Here is an 18,838-nt window from a genome sequence, read left to right on the forward strand (position 1 = left end):
TTTAATAACACACAGGAGGATGCGATGAACTTTCTTGCGCTCGGACTGATCATTCCTCTCGCGGCCTGCTCGTTCAGCTGGGACGGCGACAAGGAGGGATCGGGTGTCGCGGCGTCCGGCTCGGGCACGACGCGGACCTATCAGGTTACCGGGTTCGATCAGATCGACCTGCGCGGCTCGGACGATGTCGACGTGCGAGTTGGCACCGGCTTCTCGATCCGCGCCGAAGGTCCCTCCGACCAGCTCGACCGTTTGAAAATCGACCGCGACGGCGAGACGCTCGACATCGGCCGTAAGAACGGGGCAAGCTTCGGCTGGAACAAGGGCGCAAAGGTAAAGGTGTACGTCACGCTGCCGCGGCTGACCGCGGCAACCATCTCGGGTTCGGGCTACATCGCCGTCAACCGCGTCGAGGGAAAAGCGTTCACGGGGACGATCGCCGGATCGGGCGACATGGCCCTTGCGACGATCCAAGTCGACGAGGCAAGATTCTCCGTCACCGGCTCGGGCGCGCTGCGCGCCAGCGGCACCGCCCGCGCCCTGAACGTCGAGATCGCCGGGTCGGGGGATGTCGATGCGCCGAAGCTCCGGGCCCAGTCGGCCAAGATCGATATTCCCGGCTCGGGCAGCGTCCGCGCGGTCGTCGACGGACCTGCGATCGTCGACATATCGGGCTCGGGCGATGTCGATCTCGGCCCGAACGCGCGCTGCACGATTTCGAAGTCGGGCTCGGGGTCGGTGCGCTGCGGGAACTGACTTGCCGGCGGGCGCGGAAGCAGCGACGGTCGCGGGCATGAGATATCTGCTCGCTCCGCTGCTGCTACTGTCCTCGCCCACGCTGGCCGGTGCGGCGCCGGTCACGAGCCGGACGGTCTCGGTCGGCAGCTTCGACAGGATCCGCGTGGAGGGCCCGTTCGAGGTGCGCGTTACGATCGGCTCGCCGCGCGCGACGATCGCCGACGACGTGAACGAGGGAGTGGCGGTGCGCGTCGACGGCACGACCTTGTCGGTCCGCAAGGGCACCGGCGGCTGGGGCGAGCAACCGCGTGGCGCGAGCGGCGGCGGCGGGCCGATCGTCGTCACGCTCTCGACGCCCAGCCTCGTCTCGGCGAGCGTCGCGGCAGGCGGGCGGCTGACGATCGCGAAGATGCGCGGGATGAGGGTCGACGTGACGGTCAGCGGCAATGGCAGCCTCGCGCTGACTGAGGCTGACACCGACCAGCTGAACGCGACGCTGATCGGCACCGGCGGGATGACGCTCGCCGGCCGCGCCGCCCGCGCGCGCCTGATCGCCAGCGGCCCGGGCGCGATTGATGCCACCGGGCTGGCGGTCAACGACCTGACCGTGCACCTCGACGGCGTCGGCGACGTGAAGGCGGCAGCGCGCTACACCGCGCAGGTGACGAACAGCGGACTGGGAACGGTGACGGTCGCGGGCCCCGCGAAATGCCGGGTGGATGCGGCGGCTGGCGGGCCGGTGGTATGCGGTAAGCCGGCGGCAGGAGTATCTGCTCCGTGAGAGAGGAGGGCGCGTTTGTGGCCCGATCCACACCGGCCCCTTCCGACCGAAATTGGCATCTGGATCGCGCCAGTCACCCTATCGGTATCGGCCCTCATACCTTCCGCACGCGTATCGTCATTCCCGCGGAGGCGGGAGCCCATACTGGCTAACCTCACGCTGAGATCGCTATCCTCTGAGGATATGGATCCCCGCACGTGCGGGGATGACGATGGAATTTATCGTCGAGTGGGATGAACCTCGACGAGTTCTGGCCCCCCCCCCCTTAAATGAGCGCCAATTCCGCCAGCTTGGTCATCAGCGCCGGCGGCATCACGTCGAGCCCGGTCGCATCCCCGCCCAGATCGAGCGGCGCATCGGCGCCTTCCAGATATCGCCACCCCTGATGCGCACGCTTGGGTCGCGCCTGCACCAGCACCAGCTTCGGATCGATATGGATCGCGACGCGCCCCTCCTCCGCCTCGCCGAACCCGAGGATCGGCGAGCGCGCGATCAGCTGGTGCTTGAGGATCCAGAACATCGAACCCTGACCGGCCACTTCCTCGTGCCGCTTGGGCAGATACCGCGTGGTGAGGAACACCGGCCCCTCCTCGCCGCGCAGGCGGAGCCGCTCGGCGAGGTGATCGACGCTTTCCGCGCCGAACGCGACTTTAGTGAGGTGGAGCGGCATACCGTTGGAAATGGGCGTTAATACCGGCCGATCAACCGTGCAGACCCCAAAGACTCGCCAGCCCGAGGAACGAGAAGAATCCCATCGTGTCGGTCATCGTCGTCACGAACACCGCGGACGACACCGCCGGATCGATCCGGAACTTGTCGAGCGTCACCGGCACCAGCACGCCGCTGAGCCCAGCCGTGATATTATTGACCAGCATCGCCGCCGCGATCACCAGCGACAGGTCGGTGTTGCGGAAAATGACATACGTCCCGCATCCGATCAGCGCCCCGAGCATCACACCATTGGCCGCGGCGATGCGGAACTCGCGCCCAATCATCCGCGCGGTATTCGAACTCGTCAGCTGGTTGGTCGCCAGCGCGCGGACCACCACCGCCAGCGTCTGCGTGCCGGCATTGCCGCCCATCCCCGAGACGATCGGCATCAGCACCGCGAGCAATGCGAAGCTGGCGATCGTCCCCTGGAACAGGCCGACGACCGACGATGCGACCATCGCGGTGCCGAGGTTGACCACAAGCCACGTGAAGCGCGTGCGTACCGTTAGCCGGATCGGCTCGTTGATGTCGCCGTCGCCGGCGCCGGCCAGACGCAGCGTATCCTCGCCCGCCTCTTCGGATATGATGTGGACGATGTCGTCGACCGTGATCATGCCGACCAGCCGGCCGCCATGATCGACCACCGCCGCCGAGATCAGCGCGTATTTCTGGAAGCGCAGCGCGACTTCCTCCTGGTCCATGTCGACCGGGATCAGCGTCTGCTCGCGCTTCATCACATCGGCGATCGCGATCCCGCGCGGCGTGCGCAGCATCCACGACAGCTGGCACGTGCCGATCGGCTTGTGCGCGGGGTCGACGACGAAGATCTCCCAGAAATCGGTCGTCAGTTCCTCGTGTCCACGCAGGTAATCGATCGCGTCCCCGACCGTCCAATGCTCGGGCACCGCGATCAGCTCGCGCTGCATCAGGCGGCCGGCGGATTCCTCGGCGTAGCTCAGCGCCTCCTCGATCGCCGCGCGGTCGTCCGGATCGAGCGCGCGCAGCACCGCGCGCTGCTCGTCCTCGTCCATGTCCTCGATGATCGCGACCGCGTCGTCGGTATCGAGTTCGGACGCGAGATCGGCGACCTGGTGCGGCTCGAGCGCATCGATCAGATCCTCGCGGACGTAATCGTTCATCTCGGCGAACACGTCGCCGTCGAGCAGGTCGGTAACCGCCCGCGCGAGTGCTGCACGATCCTCCTGCGGGGTCAGCTCGAACAGATCGGCGATGTCGGCCGGGTGCAGCGGCTCGACCAGCGCGCGCGCCGCCTCGTCGTTGCCGTCCTCGACCGCATCGAGCACGGCCCGGACGAATTCAGGCCGCAGATGGTCGTCGCGATCGAGTTGCGTCTCGGGCGCGGTTTCGGTTTCGGGCTCGGGAAGCTCGAGTTCGCTCATGGCTGCCTCCCTTAAAAGATGGTCGGTTGGGCCCTAACGCGACGCGCATGCATTTGCCAGTCGGAGTGCGGCTCCCTATCTGCCGCGCATCAATTCAGGAGACGATGAATGTCCGATACCCCCGAAACGCTGACGCTGACCCTCGATGGCGGCGACGTCACGATCAAGTTCCGCCCCGATCTGGCGCCCAAGCATGTCGAGCGGATCGCCGAGCTGGCGAACGAAGGCTTTTACGACGGCGTCCCCTTCCACCGCGTGATCCCGGGCTTCATGGCGCAGGGCGGTGACGGCGGTAACGGCGACGGCACCGGCGGCTCGACCAAGCCCAACCTCAAGGCGGAATTCTCGGCCGAGCCGCATGTCCGCGGCGTGTGCTCGATGGCACGCACCAACCAGCCCGACACGGCGAACTCGCAGTTCTTCATCGTGTTCGACGACGCACGCTTCCTCGACAAGCAGTACACCGTCTGGGGCGAAGTCACCGACGGCATGGACCTGATCGACGCGCTGCCGAAGGGCGAGCCGCCGAAGACGCCGGGCAAGATCGTCAAGGCACGCGCTGCGTAAGCTACATTCCCCTCCCGCTAACGGGAGGGGCTAGGGGAGGGAGCGACGTACGTACCGGGGTCCGGTGCATGAGGCACGCCCCTCCCCCGACCCCTCCCGCAGCGGGAGGGGAGTAACCGTCAGACCTCGGCTACCGTCCGTATCAGCCAATCGTGGAACAGCTTCACCGGTTTGGTCTGCAACGCCCTTGGGCGGCACACGAACCAATAGCTGTACGGGCTCTCCACCTCGATATCGAACAGCCGGACCAGTCGCGGATCGTTCGCATCCTCGAAATGGCTCGCATGCATGAACGCGACGCCAAGCCCCTGCGCGGCTGCCTCCAGCATCAGCGCCCCCGAATCGAAATGATCGATCGCCAACGGCTCGATCTCGTCGAGCCCCGCCGCCGTCCGCCATGCCGTGAACGTATCCGTCATGTCGCGGTGCACCAGCGCTGTCAGACTCGAGAGCTGTTCGGGCCGCGTGACCGGATCCGCGCGCTCCAACAGGCTCCTTGCCCCGATCACATACACCGAGTTCCGATCGAGCCGCCGCGCGTAGAAGGCTGGGTCGATCTCGCGCGACAAGGCGATCACCGCATCCAGTCCGTCGCCGAGCCGCGACACCAGATGCGCTGCGGTATCGATATCGAGATGCAGCTCGGGGTGCGACGTGCGCAACTCGCCCAGCTTGGGGAACAGCTTCTGCGACGCATAGAGCGGCAGTATCCCGAGCCGCAGCCGCAGCACCTCGGTCGTGCTGGTCAGCGATTCGACCGCATCCGACAGCGAGTCGAGTACCGGTGCGATCTGCGCCAGAAGCCGCTCACCATCCGCATTGAGCACCATCGCCTGATGCCGCCGCGCGAACAGCGGCTTGGCGATGAAGCGTTCCAGGCTCTGCACGCGCCGGCTGAGCGCAGGCGCGGATAGCGCAAGATCCTCCGCCGCGGCCTTGATCGACCCCAGCCGCGCGACCTGCACGAACGCCTCGATAGCCCCCAGTGGCGGCAGCCTGCGCATGTTTCCTCTTTCGACTCGACGAGTGTGACAATGACCGCTGGACGCATTCAGCCATACGATTGCAGTTAGCGCAATCGTAGCTGATCCCTTCGCACTTGCAACATGAACCGTCTCGCTGCAAAAAGACCTCGCCTTTCAGGCATCCTCTCCTAAAAACTTTCACGGGCTGGCCTTCATTGGCCGGCCCTTTTTTTGTGCGTTTTCGGACGCGCGAACAGGGCCGGTCCTCGAAACCGCGTGGTTCACCCCCCATCTGATCCTTCGAGTTCGAAGGAGTCGAGATGCCCGATAGCGAAATCCCCACGCGAAAAATTCAGGTGGCCAATGCGCGTCCCGAGGACAGCGGCCGCGGCCTGGCACATCTGCCGCGCGCGTTGATGGCGACGCTCGGCATCGGCGAAGGCGACGTGATCGAAATCCTCGGCAAGCAGAACACGCCCGCGCGCGCCGTTGGTCCGTATCCGGAGGACGAGGGCCTCGACATCCTCCGCCTCGACGGCCTCCAGCGCGCCAATGCCGGCGTCGGCTCGGGCGATTACGTCGAAGTGCGCAAAGCCGAGTCGAAACCGGCGACGCGCGTCGTGTTCGCGCCCGCGCAGCAGAACCTTCGCCTCCAGGGCTCGACCAACGCACTCAAGCGCACCTTCCTCGGCCGGCCGATCTGCCAGGGCGATATCGTCGCGACCGCGGGGCATCAGCGTGTCGGCAACATGCCTCCCAACGTTCAGCAGTTCATGAACGCGCCGGCGTATGCGTTGCAGGAGATTCGCCTCGCGGTGATCGCCGCCAGCCCCAAGGGCGTGGTGCACATCGACGAGAACACCGAGATCGAACTGCGCTCCGAATATGAGGAGCCGCAGGCCGCACGCCGCGCCGACGTCACCTACGACGATATCGGCGGCATGGCGCAGACGATCGACCAATTGCGCGAGATGGTCGAACTGCCGCTCCGCTATCCCGAACTGTTCCAGCGGCTCGGCGTCGATCCACCCAAGGGCGTGTTGCTGCACGGCCCTCCCGGCACCGGCAAGACGCGCCTTGCGCGCGCCGTCGCCAACGAATCGGATGCACAGTTCTTCCTGATCAACGGCCCCGAGATCATGGGCTCCGCCTATGGTGAGTCCGAGTCGCGCCTCCGCGAAGTGTTCGAGGAAGCCGCGAAGGCAGCGCCTTCGATCGTGTTCATCGACGAGATCGATTCGATCGCGCCGAAGCGTGGCCAGGTGTCAGGCGAGGCGGAAAAGCGTCTCGTCGCGCAGTTGTTGACGCTGATGGACGGTATCGAGTCGCGTGCGAACCTTGTCGTAATCGCCGCCACCAATCGTCCCGAGGCGATCGATGAAGCGCTGCGTCGTCCGGGCCGGTTCGACCGTGAGATCGTCGTCGGCGTGCCGGACGAGCGTGGCCGTCGCGAGATCCTCGGCATTCACACGCGCGGCATGCCGCTCGGCGATCGCGTCGATCTCGATGAGCTATCGCGCACCACGTACGGCTTCGTCGGCGCCGATCTTGCCGCGCTGACCCGCGAGGCGGCGATCGAGGCGGTCCGGCGGATCATGCCGAAGCTCAACCTGGAGGAGCGCACCATCCCGCCCGAAGTGCTCGACGAACTGTCGGTCACGCGCGAGGATTTCCTGGGGGCGCTCAAGCGCGTCCAGCCCTCGGCGATGCGCGAAGTCATGGTGCAGGCGCCGACCGTGCGTTGGGCCGATGTCGGCGGGCTCGACGATGCGCAGATGCGGCTGAAGGAGGGCGTCGAACTCCCGCTCAAGAACCCCGACGCGTTCCGCCGCCTCGGCATCCGGCCGGCGAAGGGATTCCTGCTCTACGGCCCCCCCGGCACCGGCAAGACGCTGCTGGCGAAGGCGGTCGCGCGCGAGGCGGAGGCGAACTTCATCGCCACCAAATCGTCCGACCTGCTCAGCAAATGGTACGGCGAAAGCGAACAGCAGATCGCCCGGCTGTTTCAGCGCGCACGCCAGGTCGCGCCGTGCGTGATTTTCATCGACGAACTCGATTCGCTGGTGCCTGCACGTGGCAGCGGCGCGGGCGAGCCGCAGGTGACCGAGCGCGTCGTCAACACGATCCTGGCGGAAATGGACGGGCTGGAAGAGCTGCAGTCGGTCGTCGTGATCGGCGCGACCAACCGTCCGAACCTGATCGATCCGGCGTTGCTGCGTCCCGGCCGGTTCGACGAACTCGTCTATGTCGGCGTCCCCGACAAGGCCGGCCGCCGCCGCATCCTCGGTATCCAGACCGAAAAGATGCCGCTGGCGTCCGACGTCGATCTCGACCGCCTCGCCGACCGCACCGACCGTTTTTCAGGTGCGGACCTGGAGGACGTCGTCCGCCGCGCCGGCCTGGTGGCGTTGCGCCGCTCGATCGATTCGACCGACGTGACGATGGCCGACTTCGAGGGCGCGCTGAAGGAGTCGCGCGCCAGCATCACCCCGGAAACCGAGCGCGAGTACGAACAGATGGCCGCGCGCCTCAAGCAGGATGCGACGGCGATCCAACCCCTAGGCTTCGCCTTCCCGCCGAGAAAAGACGACTGAATCGGGTGTTACCCATCGCCATCCCGGGCCTGCCCCTGTCGTGAGACGGGAACAGGCTCCGGGATGGTTGGGCGCTTGCTCCGCCTCGTAGTGGCCACCTCGGCACGATCGAAAGTGAACCCTTCGTCGCGACGGGCGTTTGGCGAACGGATCACGAGAGAAGGACATATCATGAAGATTCAGCATGCTACGGCTATCGCGGCCGCTCTGACGATGATGTGCGGCACGCCGGCGCTCGCCCAGACGACGCGGGAAACCAAGGTGGATCACGATACCAAGGTCCATGACGGCGTCGCCACCGCAACGACGAAAGTCACCACGACCAGCAAGCGCAAGACGCACCGGCCGAAGAAGATCCTTGGCGTGAAGGTCGGTCACAAGACCGTCGAGCACAAGACGGTACGCGAAAGCTCGGTGAGCTCGGACGGCGACCGCAGCGTCAAGGTCAAGACCTCGCATTGATCCGACACGGGCACTGGCGCCGATCGCGCCAGTGCCCGGCAAGGAGAAGCGGGCGCAGGTTCGGGCTTGGCCGCTAGCAGATAGACGATTGCTAGTCCGATACGCGTTCGATCAGCGCCATCGCCGCGTGGGGCGCCCTGACCTTGGCGCCATTGATGAAGAAGACGAACGTCTCGCGCGGATGCGTGGGCGGTAGCGCCTCTTCGACATAGGGAAGCCCCTCGGGTCTACCGCCCGCCGCCCAGAGCTTTGCCTTGTCCGCCCAGTCGTCCAGCGCGGCCGGTGCATAGCCGGCGACGAAGCGCTCCTCGGCGTCCTCCAGCCGGACGTAGACGAAGTCGCCGGTCAGATCAGCGATCGCGGGATAGTCGGCGGATTGCGCGTAGACGATCGCCACCCCCGCCGCGCGGCACATCGCGACGAACGCGGGCACCGCGAAGCTTGCGTGCCGGACCTGCACCGCGTGACGTAGCGCGATGCCGTCCTGCTTCGCCGGCAACAGCTTCAGGAACGCGGCGAAATCGTCCGCGTCGAACTGCTTGGTCGCCATGAACTGCCACAGAATCGGCCCGAGCCGGTCGCCGAGCTCGACGATGCCCTGCCCGGTGAATTTGGCGATCGACTCCCCCGCCTCGGCCAGGACCTTGCGGTTGGTGCAATAGCGCGACGCCTTCAGGCTGAACACGAAGCCGTCGGGGACCGCCTTGGCCCAGGACGCGAAGGTGGCGGGCTTCTGGCTGCCATAATAGGTGCCGTTGATCTCGATCGCGGTGACGTGCGCGGCAGCATAGTCGAGCTCGCGCTTCTGCGGCCATTTCTCGGGGTAGAACGTCCCGCGCCACGGCTCGTAGGTCCAGCCGCCAATACCGATTCTCATATCGCTCATCGCCGAAGTGTAGCGCGCGCGAAGCCGTTTTGGCGATGGGCCATTCGGGTGGACATATCGGGAGATGACGAAGGGATTGTGCAAACCGCATCGGCAAAGTCGCTGCCGTCCTGGCAGCGACTGGAGCGGGCGAAGGGATTCGAACCCTCGACCCCAACCTTGGCAAGGTTGTGCTCTACCCCTGAGCTACGCCCGCTCTGGCGCCGTAGTCTCCGGTCTGAAGCGACACGGTGACTGGGTGAGGCGCGCTGTTAGCCCGGTGTTTGCGGAACGGCAAGCGCCTTTCGCACTATCATCGCGATATTTCGTCGAACCGCTGTGTGCAGCGCACAAAAAAGGGGCGGACGTTGCCGTCCGCCCCTTCCTGGCCATGCGTCGGGAAAGCGATCAGAACTGGAAGTTCGCCCCCACGCGCATCGTCCGGCCGACCGCACCGATCTGCGTATAGGTCGGGTTGTAGTTGACCGCGGCATAGTTGCCCGCGTTCAACGGCGCCTTCTGATCGAGCAGGTTGACGACGTTGAAGTACAGCTTGAACTTGTCGTTCACCGCCACGCTGCCGGTCAGGTCGACATCGACGAAGTGCTTCACGTGGCAGTTGAACTCAGGATCGGTGCCGCCGTACGTGCTGCCGCCGTTGCAGTCGGTGGTGCCGAACTGATCGTAGGCGACCGCCTTGTAGCCCGACGTGTAATACGCCGTCGCGGTCAGCGTGTACGCCTTGTAGTCGACGCTGTTCTGCCAGTTGCCGCGCCATGCCGGCGTACCTGCGCCCGACGAGGTGATGTAGGGCGCCTGCGTACCGACGAAATCGACGAACGGATCCGCATCGCTCTGCTTGAAGTCGTAATGGAGGATGTAGGTCGCCTCCGCACGGCTAGTGAAGTGGAAGTCGTCGCTCGGCTTGAGCTGGACCAGCGCCGAGAAATCGAGCCCCGAGGTCTTCAGCGCCGCCGCATTGGCAAAGGGCGAGTTGACGAACAGTGCGCGCGGTTGTGCGTTCGGGAACGACGGATCGATCGCGTCGGGCGTCACGCTGTAGCCGGTCGGCAGCGCGGTGCCCGCGTAATAGGCGGCGAGCGCCTGGTTCGAGAGCGGGCCGCCCGTAATCACGCGGGTCTTCTTGATGTTGTAGTAATCCGCGGTGAAGCTCAACCAAGTGGTCGGCTGGACGACCACGCCGCCGGTGAAGCTGCGCGACAGTTCGGGTTTGATGTCCGGGTTGCCGGCGGTGTTGAAGCCGATCGAATAGGACTGGTTATACGCACTGCCGCCCGAGCACGTCGTGCCGGTGAGCGTGGCGCCATGCTGCGCCTGAAGCGAGCAGGGCGGCACGGCGGCGGTGAAGCCGACCACCGAACCCGACGTCTCGGCGAAGCTCGGGGCCCGGAAGCCCTTCGAGAAGGTACCGCGCAGCGCGACCTGACGGATCGGCGTGAACTTCACCCCGATCTTCGGCGAGAAGTGGCTGAACCCTTCCGAATAATGATCGAACCGGCCCGACCCGTCGATCTCGAGGCTGGTCAGGATCGGCGCGTTGACCTCGAAATAGGCCGATTCGACGGTCCGGTTGCCGACCGCCGAGAACTGGTTGAGGTTGATCGTCGTGAAGTCCGGGTTCTGGCTCGGATCGTTCTGCGCCTCGTAGCGGACCGAGCCGCCGACGCCGACCTGGAGCGGACCGCCGGGAAGCTGGAACAGGTCCTTGGTGATGACGCCCTGGATCATGTCGAGGTCGCTGGTGGCCTGCGAACGGACCGTCGGCGAGATCGCGGCGCGGACGGCCGCGGTGTTCAGATCGGGATTGGCGAAGTTGTAGCTGCCGGTGGTGATCGCGGTTTGCAGTCCGGCGAGGTTGAGATAGCCGTTCTGCGTGATGTCGAGCCACGAATGCGCCGCGGTGATCGACGCGGAATAGCCCCAGCCCTCGCCGAACTGGCCGTCGATGCCCGCCGCCGCACGGATCACGTGGTTCTTGTACTCGGACGAGGCGGGGATGTCTCCGAACCGATAGCGGATCGCCGCCGCCAGCCCCTGGGTCGCGAACGGGTTGTTGGTGGTGTTGAACGTGCCGTTCGCCAGCACCGCCGGCAGGACGATGTTCTGCGTGTTGACCGGATTGGCCGAGCGGATCAGCGCAGGACTACCCTCCGACTTTACGTCGTTCTGGAAATACGATGCGATCAGATAGGCCTGCGTCTTGTCGTTGATCTGCACGGTACCGTGGGCGGTGACGCCGAAACGAGTCTGCTCGGGCTGGATCTGGCCGTAGTCGGAGACGAGGTTCTGTTCGCAACCCTGGTCGATGAAGGTCGAGCCCGACCGCGGCGTGGTGACGAGCGTCTGCCCCGCGGCGCACCCATTGGAGTTGAGCACCTGGAAGGCACCGGTCGCGAGGCCGGTACCCGACAGGATGTTCCCGGGTGTGGTCTGCGTGGTGGGCGCGACGACCGCGCTGGTGGTCTGGCTTGGCGCGACCGAGCCGGGGTTGTTGTTGTCGCCGCCGATCGAGGTCAGATCCTGCGTGTTGTACGGGAAGCCGCGGTTGCGATTGTAGATCGGGTCGTCATGCTGGTATTCGCCGCTGACGTAGAAGTTGAAGCCCTTCTCCTTCAGACGACCGGTGCCGAGCGTCAGCGTCGCGCGCTGTTCGCCGCCGTCGCCGCGCTGGGACACGCCGCCCTCGACCGTGCCGTACGCGCCGACGATCTCCTTCTTCATGATGATGTTGACGACGCCGCCGATCGCGTCGGCGCCATAGCTCGACGAGGCGCCGTCCTTGAGCACTTCGACGCGGTCTACGATCGCGTTCGGGATGGTGTTCAGATCGACGAACGAGCGCTGGCCGTCATCCGAAAGCGGATAGTTGGCGGTGCGGACACCGTCGATCAGCGTCAGCGTCGAGCTCACGGTCAGGCCGCGCAACGATACGCCCGACGAGCCGGCGCCGAAGCCGTTGGTGAACGAGGTCGGGACCGAGCCGCTGCTGTCCGCGGAGATCGAGCGGACCGCGTCCGACACGGTAGTGATGCCGGCCTTGGCGAGCGAGTCGGAGGTCAACACGGTGACCGGCGACGGCGTCTCGGTATCGGTGCGGCGGAACAGCGTGCCGGTGACGACGATGTCCTGCGGCTGGCCGGCATCGGTGCCGGGCTGGGCGGTGCCGGGCTGGGCGGTGCCGGGCTGGGCGGTGCTAGACTGGGCGGTGCTAGACTGGGCGGCAGTGGCCTGCGCTGCCGGTGCGGGCGAGACGTCACCCTGCGGCGGGGTCGATACCGACGTGCCCGGCTGGACCTGCGCATCCTGCGCGAACGCCGGCGCGGTGCCGATCAGCCCGACCAGGGCGAGCGCCGAAAGCGCAGAGCTCCGCAGCAAAGTTGGCCGGAAAGCAATTTTAGTCATGATGAGGCGATCTCTTGCAAGGCTCCTCCCTCCCCCTTGGGAAGACAGCGAGCGCGTTCCGGGACGGCCGCGTCATCCGGGGAGGAATACGGCACGGCGCAAGGCTGCAACGCTGTCGTAAAACTGTAAATAACCGCGAGGATTGGGGGAATCTTCGGTACGGACATGTCACGAAATAGACACTGTTCCTGACGCATTTTTCATGTGGGAGCGTGTCCGAGCGACGAAGCGTGCCCGGCCCGCGAGCAAATGAATGAGCGTGTCATTAAGACTGAAAGACGAAATTTCCTGCGCCCAGACACGCTCGAAAAAAGATTCCGCTTGGCGACTCACCCGTCGGAACATTACAAGAACAGTTGTGAACGAGTCGTCCGCCCTGATTGCCCGCCTGAAGCGGATCGCCACGACCGGGATGCCGACCCAGGGGGATGGCCGTGCCGACGATGCGTGGCTGACGCAGGGCATGGCCAAGGCGCAACTGCACGAGATTTTTACCGCCATCGACGATTCGGCGAGCGGCGCGGGGTTCGCGGTTGCCTCGGTTCTGGCGGCGCGCGCGGCCCCGGTGATGTGGTTGCGCACCGAGGCTAGCGAGCGCCAAGGCGGGCGGCTGCATGCGACCGGACTGGTCGAGATGGGGCTCGACGTGACGTCGCTGGTGCTGGGGCTGGTCGAGGACGAGGCGGACTTGTTGCGTGCCGCCGCCGATGCCGCGCGGTGTCATGGGCTTGGCACGTTGTTGATCGAATCCTGGGGACGCGCGCCAGGACTCGACCTGACCGCGACGCGGCGGCTGATGCTGGCGGCCGAAGCGTCGGGCGTCACCATTCTCAGCCTGCGCATCGGTGCCGAACCGGTGCCGAGTGCGGCTGCATCGCGCTGGCAGGTCGCCGCGTGTCGGTCGCGGCCGCTGGAGGCCGACGCACCGGGCAAACCTGCCTTCGACATCGAATTGCTGCGTCGACGCGGAGGCCAGGCCGGGCTTCGCTGGCGTGTGGAGTGGGACCGTGACGCGTACATCTTCGACAATACCGCCTTCGACCAGATCGCCTTCGCCTCTGGTGATTCCGCGACGCTACCTGGCGCTGGTTTTTCCGTGGCTGCCGATCGAGCGGCTGCGGACGATGCGGCCGCATCTGTTCGTCGGACGGGCTGAGACGCCGATCGCGTTCGTCGAGACGGTGTCGGGCGGAATCCGGCTAAAGGCGCTCGACCGTGAAGCCATGCGAGCAGGTCTCCGGCCCGGCCTGACGCTGGCGGATGCGCGGGCGCAGGTACCCGAACTCGAGGTTTACGAGCATGACGCGCATGCCGACCATGAATGGCTCGAGCGGCTCGCGGACGGGTGCCAGCGCTATACGCCGTCGGTCGCGCTCGACGAGCCCGATGGCCTGATCCTCGACATCGCCGGGTGCGTGCACGAGTTCGAGGGCGAACGGCGCCTTGCCGCCGATCTCGAGGAGCGGCTAGCCCGGCGCGGGCTGCTGGTGCGCCACGCGTTCGGGGACACGCCCGACACGGCGCGCGCGCTGGCGCGGTATGCGGGGGCGCCGGCGCCGGATGAAAAGCGTGCGGTCAAGCGGTTGCCGGTGGCGGCGCTGGGGCTGGACGAGGATGCGACGACCGCCTTGTCGCGCGCCGGGCTGAAGACGGTCGGCGACGTGATGGCACGACCGCTCGCGACGATCGCGGCACGGTTCGGCGAGCAGGCGGCGATGATGATCCGCCGGCTCGACAGCTCGGTGAAGGGGCCGATCGTCGCGCGCCGCACGGTGCCGAAGATCGGCGTCGAACGCCGCTTCGCCGAACCCATCGCACGCACCGAATACGCGCTGGAAATGCTGGCCGAACTCGCCACCGAAGCCGCAGCTCAGCTCGCCGACCGTCACGAAGGCGGCCGCCGCTGGGAAGCCCGCCTGTTCCGCGCCGACGGCCTCGTACAGCGGCTGCGGATCGAGACGGGTCAGCCGACACGCGACGTGGCGTTATTGATGCGATTGTTCCGCGAGCGGATCGACAGCCTCGCCGATCCGCTCGATCCGGGGTTTGGCTATGATCTGGTCCGGCTCGACGTGGCGCTCGCGGAGAAGCTCGACGCGTCGCAGTTGAAGCTGGAGGGCGGCGAGGCGCAGAAGGGAGAGGTCGCGCAGCTCGTCGACCAGCTCGGCACGCGGCTAGGCAGGACGCGCGTCCGCCGGTTCTCCGCGCGCGACAATCATATTCCCGAGCAGGCCGAGCTGATGCTGCCCGCCGCCGAAGTGCCCGCCCCAACGCCGTGGATCGCGCCGGAAACCGACGAACCGCCGCTGCGGCCGATCTACCTGTTCGATCCGCCGCAACCGATCGAATCGATGATGGCCGAGGTCCCCGACGGCCCGCCGCACCGGTTCCGCTGGCGCCGTACCGTCCACGACGTCGCGCACAGCGAAGGCCCCGAACGGATCGCCGGCGAATGGTGGCGACGCCAGGACATCCCGACGCGCGATTACTACCGCATCGAAGACCGCCGCGGCCGCCGCTTCTGGATCTTCCGCCACGGCCTGTATTCCGAGATGGAGGCACCCCGCTGGTACCTCCACGGCGTCTTCGCGTGAGGATCGGATGAACGGGCGGGCCGCGCCAGCGTTCGCGGAACTGGTCGCCGCGACCAACTATTCGTTCCTCGATGGCGCGAGTCACCCCAGCGACATCGTCGGGCGCGCTATCGAATTGAAGCTGGCCGGTATCGGTATCGCCGATCGCAATACGGTTGCCGGCGTGGTCCGCGCCTATGATGCCTTGGAACGCGCCAAACGGGGTCAGCTCGGTGCGAAGCTGCCGCCGTTCGATTTCAAGCTGGTGGTCGGCGCGCGTCTCGTATTCGCCGACGGTACGCCGGACATCATCGCCTATCCCGCAACCCGGGCCGGATGGGGACGGCTGACGCGGTTGCTGACGCTCGGCAACCGGCGGGCCGAGAAAGGCGGCTGCATCCTCGGCTTCGACGATCTGGTCGCGCATCTCGGCGAAATCCTGTTGATCGTCATGCCCGAGTGCACCGCGCGACCGGTGGTCGCACACAAGGATTTCGTGCTTCCAGTCCGCAACGATGCCAGTCTCGAGGCTACGCTTGTCGCGCTCCGTCCGCTGGCGCGGCGATCGGTGTGGCTTGGGGTTACGATGCCGCATGGCGGTCGCGATCGGCGACGTCAGACCCGGCTTGCCCGGATCGCCGTCAAGGCGCGCGTGCCGATCCTGGCGACCAACGACGTGCGCTATGCGGTCGCCGACGATCGCTCGCTTCACGACATCGTCACCTGCATCCGTGAGGGCACGACGATCCAGCGAGCCGGCAAACGGCTCGGTGCCAATGGCGAACGCCATTTGAAGGATGCGGATGAGATCGCACACCTTTACCGCGACCGGCTGCACGCGATCGACGAGACGGCAAAGCTGCTCGCGCGGATCGACTTCACGCTCGACGAACTCAAATACGAATATCCGCATGAGCCCGTCCCCGCAGGCTGGGACCCTCAGGACTGGCTGGAGCATCTCGCCTGGCAATCGGCGATCGACCAATATGATGGCTATGTGCCGGACAAGCTTCTGGCATCGCTCCGCGAGGAATTCGCGCTGATACGGCACCAGAACTATGCCTATTACTTCCTGACCGTCCACGACGTCGTCCGGTTCGCGCGCAGTGCGGATCCGCCGATCCTGTGCCAGGGACGCGGATCGGCGGCCAACTCGGTGGTCTGCTACGTGCTCGGCGTCACGTCGGTAGACCCTATGAAGCACGACCTACTGTTTTCGCGATTCGTATCTGCGGAAAGGAGCGAGCCTCCCGATATCGATGTCGATTTCGAACATGAGCGGCGCGAAGAGGTGATGCAGTATATCTATCGCCGCTACGGTCGGGAGCGCGCGGCGATCGCCGCGACCGTCATCCATTTCCGATCGCGCAGCACCGTGCGCGAGGTCGGCAAGGCGCTCGGCTTTACCGAAGACGTTACGCAACGCCTGACCAGCACGGTTTGGGGCAGCTTTTCGAACCGTTTCCCGGAACGTCGCTTTGCCGAAACGGGGTTCGATGTCGCCAATCCGGAAATCGCCCGGTTGCGGGACATGGTCGAACGGCTGCTCGAATTTCCACGTCATCTGTCGCAGCATGTCGGTGGGTTCGTGCTGACCCAGGGACGCCTCGACGAGATCGTGCCGGTTCATAATGGCGCGATGGAGGATCGTACGTTCATCGAATGGGACAAGGACGATATCGATTGCCTCGGCCTGATGAAGGTCGACATTCTCGCGCTCGGCATGCTGACGTGCATCCGCAAGAGCTTCGATCTGATGCGACAGCACGGGCTCGGCGATCATGAACTGAAGACGATCGCCAACGACGAGAATCCGGACGTCTATAATATGCTGTGCAAGGGTGACAGCATCGGCGTTTTCCAGGTCGAGAGTCGGGCGCAGATCAACATGCTGCCCCGTCTGAGACCGCGGAAACTGTACGATCTGGTGGTTCAGGTGGCGATCGTTCGGCCCGGGCCGATCGAAGGCGACATGGTGCATCCATATTTGCGGCGGCGGGCGAAGAAGGAGGTGGTGGTCTATCCCTCGCCATCGCCCGAGCATGGTCGAAGCGACGAACTCGAAGTGCTGCTTGGCGAGACATACGGCGTGCCGTTGTTCCAGGAACAGGCGATGAAGCTGGCGATCGTCGCGGCAAAGTTCACACCCGACGAGGCGAACGAACTGCGGAAATCGATGGCGACGTTTCGCAAGGTCGGAGGGATGAACAATTTCCAGGCCAAGCTGATCGGCGGCATGGTCGCTCGTGGGTATGAGGCAGAGTTCGCAGAGCGCTGTTTCAAGCAGATCGAAGGGTTTGGATCCTACGGGTTTCCAGAGAGCCACGCCCTTTCGTTCGCGCGGCTGGTGTATGTGTCGTCGTGGATCAAATGCTTTCACCCCGCGGTGTTCTGTTGCGCGCTGCTCAATTCGCAGCCGATGGGGTTTTATGCGCCGGCGCAACTGGTGCGGGATGCCGTGGAGCACGGGGTTACCGTGCTGCCGGTCGATGTGAATGCGAGTGGGTGGGACAATTCGCTCGAATCCTCCCCGGTACGGGGAGGGGGACCGCGCGAAGCGGGGTGGAGGGGGGCTTCCGCGAACGTATCGATTGCGGGTGTCCCTGTTACTGACGGCGCGCTTTCGGCTGCCACTCTTCCAGGCGGAGTGTCTGCGGCGCCCCCCCTCCACCATCCTGCGGATGGTCCCCCTCCCCGTTCCGGGGAGGATGTGCGGCTGGGATTCCGGCAGGTGGATGGGTTTCGGAAGGATTGGGCCGACGAGATCGTTCGTGTTCGGACCACGCCGTTCGCTAGCATCGAGGACCTCGCGCGGCGCGCCAATTTGCCGCAGCGGGCGATGAATCTGCTGGCCGATGCGGATGCGTTCCGGTCGGTGGCGAAGGAACGGCGTGAGGCTTTGTGGGATGTGCGCCGGACGCCGCCCAAGCAGCTTGCGCTGTTCGCGGCGGCAGAGGTGCCGGAGCTTGGTGCGGAGCCCGACGCGAATCTGCCGGCGATGCCGCTGTCCGAACAGGTGGCGGCGGATTACCAGACGACGCGGCTGTCGTTGAAGGCGCATCCGATGTCGTTCCTCCGCGAACGCTTTGCCGCCGAGGGGATCCTGTCGAGCGCGCAGGCCAATGCGACCAAGGACGGGCGCCGCGCGAAGGTGGCGGGTGTCGTCCTGGTCCGCCAGCGCCCCGGCAAGGGCAATGCGATCTTCGTGACGATCGAGGACGAGACCGGGATCACCAACGGGCTGATGTGGGCGCGCGACTTCGAGGCGAACCGCCGCGCGGTGATGGCCTCGCGGCTGATGGTGCTGGAGGGCGTGATCCAGCGCAGCGAGGAAGGCGTCACGCACCTGATGACGTCGCGCGTGCAGGACCGCACCGAGATGCTGCGGCTGTTGTCGGAGGATCATGCGCTGGAGCCGCCGCTCGCGAGGGTGGACGAGGTGATCCGGCCGGTCATCCCACGCGGCCCTGACGGACGGACACCGCGTGCCCAGCATCCGCGCGCCCAGCATCCCCGGGACGTCCGCGTGCTACCCAAATCGCGCGACTTCCATTGATGCCCGTCACCCCCGCGAACGCCAAGGTCTCCCTATTGGGCGCAGGTCGCGTGCTACGTGAAATACCCCAGTTTTGCTGCGTGACGGAATGGGGGGTGACGGACTGGCCACTGGCGAGACAAGCTGGTGCGCGCGTGGAATTTCGGACGCGATGGTCTAGACATGGGCTCTAGAGGTGGCATTCGCCGCGGGGGCGCCCCAGA

The 18,838-nt window shown here is 65.7% G+C and carries 13 protein-coding genes and 1 tRNA gene; 8 read left to right on the top strand and 6 right to left on the bottom strand.

The window, feature by feature from the left end:
* Positions 1–24: 24 nt before the first annotated feature.
* Both C8J43_RS03725 and C8J43_RS03730 read left to right on the top strand, forming a co-directional pair.
* The gene (locus tag C8J43_RS03725) at positions 25–756 is read left to right on the top strand and encodes a head GIN domain-containing protein (protein ID WP_133029756.1); all 732 of its coding nucleotides are present in this window, start codon (positions 25–27) and stop codon (positions 754–756) included.
* Positions 757–793: 37 nt separating this feature from the next.
* Complete coding sequence (locus C8J43_RS03730; protein ID WP_165899538.1) at positions 794–1,519, top strand: DUF2807 domain-containing protein; 726 nt, start codon at positions 794–796, stop codon at positions 1,517–1,519.
* A 265-nt stretch (positions 1,520–1,784) separates the two neighbouring features.
* Here the strand turns inward: C8J43_RS03730 and C8J43_RS03735 are convergent, their stop codons facing one another.
* Together C8J43_RS03735 and mgtE are read right to left on the bottom strand one after the other, a co-directional pair.
* Positions 1,785–2,189: a DUF1489 domain-containing protein gene (locus C8J43_RS03735; protein WP_056053914.1), complete on the bottom strand. Its 405-nt coding sequence runs from the start codon at positions 2,187–2,189 to the stop codon at positions 1,785–1,787.
* A 31-nt stretch (positions 2,190–2,220) separates the two neighbouring features.
* Positions 2,221–3,630 carry a magnesium transporter gene (gene mgtE, locus C8J43_RS03740; RefSeq protein WP_060526149.1) on the bottom strand — a complete coding sequence of 470 codons (1,410 nt, stop codon included), beginning with the start codon at positions 3,628–3,630 and terminating at the stop codon, positions 2,221–2,223.
* Positions 3,631–3,738: 108 nt separating this feature from the next.
* Here mgtE and C8J43_RS03745 point away from each other — a divergent pair, with 108 nt between their 5' ends.
* Positions 3,739–4,197 carry a peptidylprolyl isomerase gene (locus C8J43_RS03745; protein ID WP_060526148.1) on the top strand — a complete coding sequence of 153 codons (459 nt, stop codon included), beginning with the start codon at positions 3,739–3,741 and terminating at the stop codon, positions 4,195–4,197.
* Between the two features lie 119 nt (positions 4,198–4,316).
* Here the strand turns inward: C8J43_RS03745 and C8J43_RS03750 are convergent, their stop codons facing one another.
* A complete protein-coding gene (locus tag C8J43_RS03750) occupies positions 4,317–5,201 on the bottom strand; it encodes a LysR substrate-binding domain-containing protein (RefSeq protein WP_133029758.1) in 885 nt (294 codons plus the stop codon).
* Between the two features lie 281 nt (positions 5,202–5,482).
* Between C8J43_RS03750 and C8J43_RS03755 the strand changes: the two genes are divergently transcribed.
* Positions 5,483–7,756, top strand: coding sequence for a CDC48 family AAA ATPase (locus tag C8J43_RS03755; protein WP_133029759.1), 2,274 nt, complete (start codon positions 5,483–5,485; stop codon positions 7,754–7,756).
* A 171-nt stretch (positions 7,757–7,927) separates the two neighbouring features.
* Entirely contained in the window at positions 7,928–8,218 is a 291-nt protein-coding gene (locus tag C8J43_RS03760) for a hypothetical protein (RefSeq protein ID WP_060526145.1), read from the top strand.
* A 91-nt stretch (positions 8,219–8,309) separates the two neighbouring features.
* On the opposite strand, the gene C8J43_RS03765 is transcribed toward C8J43_RS03760, so the two are convergent.
* The 3 genes from C8J43_RS03765 to C8J43_RS03775 form a co-directional block, all read right to left on the bottom strand.
* The gene (locus C8J43_RS03765) at positions 8,310–9,104 is read right to left on the bottom strand and encodes a DUF72 domain-containing protein (RefSeq protein ID WP_133029760.1); all 795 of its coding nucleotides are present in this window, start codon (positions 9,102–9,104) and stop codon (positions 8,310–8,312) included.
* Between the two features lie 121 nt (positions 9,105–9,225).
* Positions 9,226–9,300, bottom strand: a tRNA-Gly gene (locus C8J43_RS03770).
* Positions 9,301–9,491: 191 nt separating this feature from the next.
* Complete coding sequence (locus tag C8J43_RS03775; protein ID WP_133029761.1) at positions 9,492–12,506, bottom strand: TonB-dependent receptor; 3,015 nt, start codon at positions 12,504–12,506, stop codon at positions 9,492–9,494.
* Positions 12,507–12,864: 358 nt separating this feature from the next.
* On the opposite strand from C8J43_RS03775, the gene C8J43_RS03780 reads away from it, so the two are divergent.
* Genes C8J43_RS03780 through C8J43_RS03790 form a run of 3 tightly spaced genes read left to right on the top strand, consistent with a single transcriptional unit; the run spans position 12,865 to position 18,635 of the window.
* On the top strand, positions 12,865–13,662 hold the full coding sequence (locus C8J43_RS03780) for a hypothetical protein (RefSeq protein ID WP_133029762.1): 798 nt from the start codon (positions 12,865–12,867) through the stop codon (positions 13,660–13,662).
* Positions 13,631–15,100 (top strand): DNA polymerase Y family protein, encoded by a 1,470-nt coding sequence (locus C8J43_RS03785; protein ID WP_243645421.1) that lies wholly within the window; start codon positions 13,631–13,633, stop codon positions 15,098–15,100. The genes C8J43_RS03780 and C8J43_RS03785 overlap by 32 nt, the downstream gene beginning before the upstream one ends.
* A 7-nt stretch (positions 15,101–15,107) precedes the next feature.
* A complete protein-coding gene (locus C8J43_RS03790) occupies positions 15,108–18,635 on the top strand; it encodes an error-prone DNA polymerase (protein WP_133029763.1) in 3,528 nt (1,175 codons plus the stop codon).
* Positions 18,636–18,838 lie beyond the last annotated feature (203 nt).

This window comes from Sphingomonas sp. PP-CE-1G-424 (assembly GCF_004341085.1).
Taxonomy (GTDB): Bacteria; Pseudomonadota; Alphaproteobacteria; order Sphingomonadales; family Sphingomonadaceae; genus Sphingomonas.

Bases quoted from the DNA above. Each gene is read 5' to 3' on its own strand.
- C8J43_RS03790 (WP_133029763.1), top strand. From the start codon at position 15,108: ATGAACGGGCGGGCCGCGCCAGCGTTCGCGGAACTGGTCGCCGCGACC.
- C8J43_RS03785 (WP_243645421.1), top strand. From the start codon at position 13,631: ATGCGGCCGCATCTGTTCGTCGGACGGGCTGAGACGCCGATCGCGTTC.
- C8J43_RS03760 (WP_060526145.1), top strand. From the start codon at position 7,928: ATGAAGATTCAGCATGCTACGGCTATCGCGGCCGCTCTGACGATGATG.
- C8J43_RS03765 (WP_133029760.1), bottom strand. From the start codon at position 9,104: ATGAGCGATATGAGAATCGGTATTGGCGGCTGGACCTACGAGCCGTGG.
- C8J43_RS03750 (WP_133029758.1), bottom strand. From the start codon at position 5,201: ATGCGCAGGCTGCCGCCACTGGGGGCTATCGAGGCGTTCGTGCAGGTC.
- C8J43_RS03735 (WP_056053914.1), bottom strand. From the start codon at position 2,189: ATGCCGCTCCACCTCACTAAAGTCGCGTTCGGCGCGGAAAGCGTCGAT.
- C8J43_RS03725 (WP_133029756.1), top strand. From the start codon at position 25: ATGAACTTTCTTGCGCTCGGACTGATCATTCCTCTCGCGGCCTGCTCG.
- C8J43_RS03730 (WP_165899538.1), top strand. From the start codon at position 794: ATGAGATATCTGCTCGCTCCGCTGCTGCTACTGTCCTCGCCCACGCTG.
- C8J43_RS03775 (WP_133029761.1), bottom strand. From the start codon at position 12,506: ATGACTAAAATTGCTTTCCGGCCAACTTTGCTGCGGAGCTCTGCGCTT.
- C8J43_RS03755 (WP_133029759.1), top strand. From the start codon at position 5,483: ATGCCCGATAGCGAAATCCCCACGCGAAAAATTCAGGTGGCCAATGCG.
- mgtE (WP_060526149.1), bottom strand. From the start codon at position 3,630: ATGAGCGAACTCGAGCTTCCCGAGCCCGAAACCGAAACCGCGCCCGAG.
- C8J43_RS03745 (WP_060526148.1), top strand. From the start codon at position 3,739: ATGTCCGATACCCCCGAAACGCTGACGCTGACCCTCGATGGCGGCGAC.